The following is a 6864-nucleotide window of genomic DNA, read 5'->3' on the forward strand; positions in this document are numbered from 1 at the left end:
CGCGGACATCGTTACCATCTGGCGATGACCGTGCCCGTGCGATCGACCAGCGGCCCGTCGTCCACCGGACGCGGCCGGTACCCGACCACCGCCGACGGCGGGGGTAAGGGCACCGGCCCGCACGACGACGACCGCCTCGACCCGGTATTCGTGGCCACGTTGCGAACCTCGATAACCAAGCTCGCGCGCTCGCAACGGGCCGAACGCCAACGGGACCCGCGGGCGTTGCCATTCAGCCTGATCTCAGCCCTTTCCACTCTGCAACGAATGGGGCCGCTGACACCGACACAACTCGCCCGTCTCGAAGGTGTCCGGAAACCATCGATGACACGCGCGCTGGCAACGCTGATCGAAGGGGGTCTGGCAATCAAGGAAAACGACGAGTACGACGGTCGCCAGTTCATCGTGCGGATTTCCGACAAAGGTCTCAGCGCCGTTGCGGAGTCCCGGCGCGTCGTCGACGACTGGTACTCCCGGCGCCTTTCCCAGCTGAGCCGGCAGGATCTGGCGGACCTCATGCGCGCCGGGGGCGCACTCGCGCGACTCGCCGACGAGACGAGCTGAGCCGGGCGCTCTACAATCATGGAAGCAGGTCACGGACGATGACGATCATCGACGCATGGCTGCAACATCCGACGCTGCGTTTCCTTCAGGACGACATGTTCGCATCGCTGCACCGCTGGACAGGCGCGCAGAATCCGACCGTGGCGCCTCCGCTGGAGCATACGATCGCCGCGATGGACCAGGCTGGCGTCGAACGCGGTCTGATCTGTGCCTGGGTCGGCCCGTGCGGGCCGCTGATCTCCAATGACGAGGTCGCCGGTTTCGTCGCCAGATTCCCCGACCGGCTGACCGGGGTGGCGGCGGTCGACCTTCGCTACCCGATCGCCGCCGTTCGCGAACTTCGGCGAGCCGTTCACGACCTGGGTCTGCGGGCGCTGCGGGTCCTACCGTGGCTGTGGGCGCTACCTCCCAACGACCGTCGTTACTATCCGCTGTTCGTCGAGTGCGTCGAGCTGGGGATCCCGTTCTGCACCCAGGTCGGCCACACCGGACCCCTGCGGACCTCGGAGACGGGCAGGCCGATCCCCTACCTCGACGACGTAGCCCTGGAGTTTCCCGAACTGGTGATCGTCGGTGGGCACATCGGCCATCCGTGGACCACCGAGATGATCGCCCTGGCCTCGAAGTACCCGAACGTCCACATCGACACCTCCGCCTACGCCACCCACCGCTACCCGACCGAACTGGTCGAGTACATGCGCGGGCGCGGGCGCAGCAAGGTGCTGTTCGGCTCCAACTTTCCGATGATCACACCAGGCCGGGCACTGGACGGCCTGGCCGACCTCGACCTCGACCCGCAGGCACGGGAACTGTTCCTGGCTGGCAACGCCCGACGGGTGTTCGCGATCTGAGTGCGCTCGGCGATCTCACGAAGATCAACCGGATATACCCTAATGTTCCGGAAACGGCTCACTGTCACCCTGGCATGCGACCAGAGCTGGAACCAGTCCGGGACCGACATGGGACCGGTCTGAAGCTATGGAGAGGACACCGTTGCGGATCGCGTTGCTGTCGTACCGCAGTCTCCCCACCTGCGGCGGTCAAGGCGTGTACGTCCGGCATCTCTCCCGCGAACTCGTCACGCTGGGTCATCAGGTCACGGTGCTGACCGGGCCGCCCTACCCCCTGCTCGACCCCGGGGTCGACCTGCGCACCCTGCCCAGCCTTGACCTGTACGCCACGTCCGACCCGTTCCGCTGGCCGTCCCCACGGGAGCTACGCACCGTCGCCGACATCGTCGAATTCGGCCTGATGCGCACCGGCCAGTTCTCCGAGCCGCTGGCGTTCAGCATCCGGGCCGCTCGCGCCCTGGGGCCGAGCGCGGGCCGCCCACCCCACTTCGACATCGTGCATGACAACCAGGGCCTCGGTTACGGACTGCTCGCGCTACGCCGGGCGCTGCGCCCGCACGGGGTTCCGGTCGTGGCGACCGTGCACCATCCGATCACGGTCGACCGACGCGTTGCGCTGGCGGCCGCGCCCGACCGGACCGCACGTATCGGCATCCGCCGCTGGTACTCCTTCCTCCCGATGCAGGCCCGGGTGGCACGCAGCCTCGACGGCATCGTCGTCCCGTCCCAGAGCTCCCGGCACGAGATCATCACTGACATGGGGGTGGTACCGGAGCTCATCCGCACCGTCCCGCTCGGTGTCGACTCGGACATCTTCCGGCCAGCCGGCACCGGCACCGGCACCTCGGCCACGACACCGACGCCCGGTCGCATCGTCGTCGTCACCAGCGCGGACGTGCCGTTGAAGGGACTGGGAGTGCTGCTGGAGGCGCTCGCGAAGGTTCGCGTCGAGCGCGCCGCCCATCTGATGTGCGTCGGGATGGCCCGGCCTGGTGGCGCCACCGCGCGCCAGGTCGAGGAGCTCGGCCTCGCCGACGTCGTGACGTTCCAGTCGAATCTCTCCGACGTCGACCTGGTCACACTGTTGCGGTCGGCGGAGCTCGCCGTGGTGCCGTCGCTGTACGAGGGCTTCAGCCTGCCTGCGGTCGAGGCGATGGCCTGTGGCCTACCGCTGGTGGTGACCACGGCCGGCGCGCTCCCGGAAGTGGTCGGGCCGGCAGGGCAGGCCGCCGAGCTCGTCGCGCCCGGGGACGCCGAGGCGCTGGCCGCCGCGATCGGGCGGCTGCTGGACAACCGGGCGCTGCGCGCGCGGATGGGCGCCGCCGGGAGGCAGCGGGTGGAGGACCGGTTCTCCTGGCGAGCCGCGGCCAGCGCGACCGCGGCATGGTATTGCGAGCGGATCGACGCGGTCCGGTCCAGGCGCGATCACACGTCGGCGGCCGGCCCACGTCCATGTTGACGGTCGACTTCGACCGGTTCCCGGTCACCGGGGGATGCCGCCTGCTCGATCTGGGCTGCGGCACGGGCCGGCACAGTTTCGAGGCGTTCCGGCGCGGGGCGGACGTGGTCGCCCTCGACCATGCGACAGCTGAGGTCACCGGCGTGCGGCAACTACTCGCCGCGATGGCCGCCCACGAGCCGGTAGGACCGCAAGCCCGGGGCGCCTGCGTGCGCGGGGACGCGCTGGCGCTGCCGTTCGCCGACGCGGCCTTCGACCGGGTCATCGCCGCGGAGGTCCTCGAACACATCCCGGACGATGTCGCCACCATGGCGGAGCTTGCCCGCGTGCTACGCCCGGGTGGGCTCGCCGCCGTCACCGTCCCCGCCTGGTTTCCCGAGAAGATCTGCTGGAGCCTTTCCCAGGCCTACCACAGCGTGGAAGGCGGGCATGTCCGCATCTATCGGAAACATGATCTACTGGACCGACTGCGCGCCGCAGGGCTGGAGCCCGTCGACGAGCACACCGCCCATGCCCTGCACGCTCCGTACTGGTGGCTGCGCTGCCTGGTGGGGGTGCACAACGACGATCATCCCGCTACCCGGCTCTACCACCGGGTGCTGGTCTGGGACATGATGCGCCGGCCCTGGCCCACCCGCGTCGCCGAACGGATCCTCAACCCGCTGATCGGCAAGAGCGTCGTCCTGTACCTGCGCAAACCGGAGGTTTCGCGTGCGGCCGGCTGAATCCACACCGTTACTCGCCCCGGCCGCGATCGCCGAGACCGCGGACACCATCGCCGCCGTGCAGGAACCCGACGGCGCCATCCCCTGGTATCCCGGCGGACACACCGACCCGTGGGATCATCTTGAGTGTGCGATGGCGCTGCGGATCGCCGGCCGTCCAGACGCCGCGGACGCCGCCTGGGACTGGATCCGCCGTACCCAGCGGGCCGACGGATCGTGGGCGACCAGCTATGTCGATGGCCAGATCAAGGACGACTTCGCCGACAGCAACCAGTGCGCGTACGTGGCGACCGCTGCCTGGCACACCTGGCTCGCCACCGGCGACCGCGCATTCCTGCACCGGATGTGGCCGGTCGTGCGTGGGGCACTCGACTTCGTCGTGGCCCTGCAGGCCACCGGCGGCCAGATCTGGTGGGCCCGTTCGGCCAGCGGCGCCGCCTACCCCGAGGCGCTGCTCACCGGCTGCTCCAGCACCCTGCACAGCCTGCGCTGCGGACTCGGTATCGCCGCCCTCGTCGGCGAGACGCCGCCAGGCTGGGAGGCGGCCGTGGGCGCGCTGCGCCATGCCGTGGGCAACCATCCGGAGCGCTTCGCGGACAAGCGCCGCTGGTCCATGGACTGGTACTACCCGGTGATCGGCGGTGCGGTGCGCGGGTCGGATGGCCGGGCCAGGCTGCGCAGCCGGTGGGACGACTTCGTCGTCGAGGGCCTGGGCGCCCGATGTGTGGCCGACCAGCCGTGGGTCACCGGTGCCGAAACCTGCGAGTTGGCGATCGCCCTGCACCTGGTCGGGAAGAGCGGGGCCGCGGCCACGCTGGTCCGCGACGTTCAACGCCTGCGGCACGTCGACGGCAGTTACTGGACGGGCTGGCAGTTCGCCGAAAAGGTGTACTGGCCCCAGGAGCAGAGCACATGGACGGCCGCAGCGGTCCTGCTCGCCGTCGACACCCTCGCCGGTGGGGTCACCGAGGCTGCGTTCCGCGGCGACGACCTGCCTGCGTGGCGCCCGGCGCCCGGCCACGAGTCAGACTGCGCTGGGTCAGGCGGCGCGTTCGAGCACCCGCAACGATCCTGTGCATGACCGCTCGGTGAATCCCTCGACCAGTGCCCGCTGGAACACCTCGAAGGGCGCCTGACCGCCGTCCGCCGGGTCCGGGAACACATCGTGGATGGCAAGCAGACCGCCAGGCGAGATGTGCCGTGCCCACGCACTGTAGTCGGCCTGTGCCTGCGCGCGAGTATGCCCACCGTCCAGGAACAGCAGGCTGACCGGTGTCGTCCACCAGCGCCCCACCGCCTCGGAGCGGCCGACGACCACCGTCACCACGTCCGCCACCCCGGTCGCGTCCAGGGTGGCGCGCAGCCAGGGCAGCGTGTCGAGCCGACCGGTGCGGGGATCGACGAGGGACCGATCGTGATACTCCCAACCCGGCTGGTTCTCCTCCGAACCGCGGTGATGGTCGACGGTGACGACCGTCGCCGCTACCTGGCGGGCCGCCGCCGCCAGATACAGCGTTGACTTGCCGCAGTATGTACCGATCTCGCAGATCAGCCCGCCGGCGGGCACCGTCGCCGCGGCGCTGTACAGGGCGAGCCCCTCCCCCGGCGGCATGAATCCCGTCGCGGCCTCAGCCGCCTGCCGCAATGCAACGTCCACGCCAGTTCCTCCCACCCGTTTCCGGACCGTCCTACCAAGTTGCCGTAATTACCGAGGTGCCGTAACTACCGAGGTGCCGTAACTACCGAGGTGCCGTAACTACCAGGCGCCGTCCGGTCGAGAAGCAGCACGATCATGCTCTTTGCGCAGCGATGGAGCCTGCGCAGCGCGGTGACGGACGGTGAGAGGTACGGTAGCTGCGCTGGTATCGCCCGGCGTGCCCTCCGGCCGGCCGAGCAGACGTGCCGGCACGATCTGGAAGAAGGCCCAGAAGAGCACGGAGACCACTGCGAACCCGCCGAACAGCCAGACCGCCCGCGCCCAGACCTGCCCGGTGGCCATCCCGAGCAGTCCGGACGGGTCGAGCACCAGGACCGCGAAAAGCGTCAGCGCGACGGCACAGGTCGCAGCCCAGGCCGGCCGGCTCCACTCCCACAGCTTGCGGCCGTCCATGTAATGGATGGGCAACAGGACGATCGGGGCGGCCACAATCGAGCCCGCCACCACCTGGCACAGCACGTTCTCGATGACCGCGAGGGCGAACCCCGGTGGCCCGGACCCGTGGCGCGCCAGCGCCGAGCTCACCGGGACACGTACCAGCCACGCCGCCACGGCGACCGCCAGCATCACCAACGTGCCGAGCAGGACCGCCTGGCCCTCGGTCCGCCGGGTGAGGCGACGGCGGCCGCGGGCGCGATACTCTGCGATCAGCCCGTACACGTAACCGGGGTTGAACGCGGCGCCCCAGGACAGCAGGGCGCAGCCAATCGCGACGACAGCGGCACCGGGCAGCAGCTCCAGCGCGCCCCCTGTGCCACCGCAGACCCGCCGCTCGTAGCTGTCGATGGACCTGCTGTAGAGCAGCACACCGAGCGGGATCGCGACCGCGAATCCCACGACGAGCGCGGCCGTCGCGGCGTTCATCCCGACCCCCGGCTCCACCAGCACCGCCAGCGCCGTGGAAAGCAGGAAGAAGCCGGGAACCAACAGCGGTCGCGGCAGCTGTCCAGCCCGGACCGGCAACGGCGATGCCCAGGCGAACCAGCGCCGCAGGATGTCCTGGTTGTGGTGGACCGTCTTGTGGAACAGCTCGGCGGCGAAGCCGACCAGCGGCAGCAGCAGCACGGCCAGCCCAGCCGCGACACCCACCCGGGCGGGACGGCGGAAGACCTGACCGGGGGTCGGCAGCGCCCGGGCGTAGCCGGAACGCAGCTGCCCGCCGGTGTCGCCCGCCTGGCCGCCCGGTGCCCCGGAGCCGCCCCGGCCGGTCCCGCCCGAACCGCCCGAACCGCCCGAACCGCCCGAACCGCCGGAGCCATCGGAACTCCCGGTGCCGGCGCCATCGCCGGCCCGGCCGGACGTTGTCGACCCCGGAGCCGCCGCAGACCCCGCCCCGGGCTCGGCGGACCCGGTCGGTGCCGCCGGTCCCGGGATGCCGCCGTCCGAAGAGGCCCCGTCCGAAGCGGTCGTACCGGGAGCCGCCGCGTCCTGGACCGGTGCCCCTGCGGTCGCCGGTGCACCCTGGCCACCTGTGGGCATACCGGTCGACCCTGTAGTGCCGGCAACCGCGGTGGATGCCGGACCTGCGGTGGGTTGGGGCGCCGACGA

Annotated in this window: 7 protein-coding genes; 5 read left to right on the forward strand and 2 right to left on the reverse strand. The window is 70.5% G+C overall.

The features are described 5' to 3' along the window. From U9980_RS09380 to U9980_RS09400, 5 genes are all read left to right on the forward strand, one after another. Positions 1-564, forward strand: a 564-nt coding sequence (locus U9980_RS09380) for a MarR family winged helix-turn-helix transcriptional regulator (RefSeq protein WP_322767572.1), incomplete at its 5' end; no start/stop codon positions are given. A gap of 38 nt (positions 565-602) precedes the next feature. Then, positions 603-1415, forward strand: a complete 813-nt coding sequence (locus U9980_RS09385) for an amidohydrolase family protein (protein WP_322767573.1) — start codon at positions 603-605, stop codon at positions 1413-1415. A gap of 127 nt (positions 1416-1542) precedes the next feature. Further along, positions 1543-2874 carry a glycosyltransferase family 4 protein gene (locus U9980_RS09390; RefSeq protein ID WP_322767574.1) on the forward strand — a complete coding sequence of 444 codons (1332 nt, stop codon included), beginning with the start codon at positions 1543-1545 and terminating at the stop codon, positions 2872-2874. Next, complete coding sequence (locus U9980_RS09395; protein WP_322767575.1) at positions 2868-3599, forward strand: class I SAM-dependent methyltransferase; 732 nt, start codon at positions 2868-2870, stop codon at positions 3597-3599. The genes U9980_RS09390 and U9980_RS09395 overlap by 7 nt, the downstream gene beginning before the upstream one ends. Further along, a complete protein-coding gene (locus tag U9980_RS09400) occupies positions 3586-4680 on the forward strand; it encodes a hypothetical protein (protein WP_322767576.1) in 1095 nt (364 codons plus the stop codon). The genes U9980_RS09395 and U9980_RS09400 overlap by 14 nt, the downstream gene beginning before the upstream one ends. Here U9980_RS09400 and U9980_RS09405 read toward each other — a convergent pair. Both U9980_RS09405 and U9980_RS09410 read right to left on the reverse strand, forming a co-directional pair. Further along, positions 4639-5256, reverse strand: a complete 618-nt coding sequence (locus U9980_RS09405; RefSeq protein WP_322767577.1) for a class I SAM-dependent methyltransferase — start codon at positions 5254-5256, stop codon at positions 4639-4641. The genes U9980_RS09400 and U9980_RS09405 overlap by 42 nt on opposite strands. A 99-nt stretch (positions 5257-5355) precedes the next feature. Beyond that, the coding region (locus U9980_RS09410; RefSeq protein ID WP_322767578.1) for an FGLLP motif-containing membrane protein at positions 5356-6864 on the reverse strand (1509 nt) is incomplete at its 5' end.

This window comes from Protofrankia sp. Cr1 (assembly GCF_963555865.1).
Classification (GTDB): domain Bacteria; phylum Actinomycetota; class Actinomycetes; order Frankiales; family Frankiaceae; genus Protofrankia.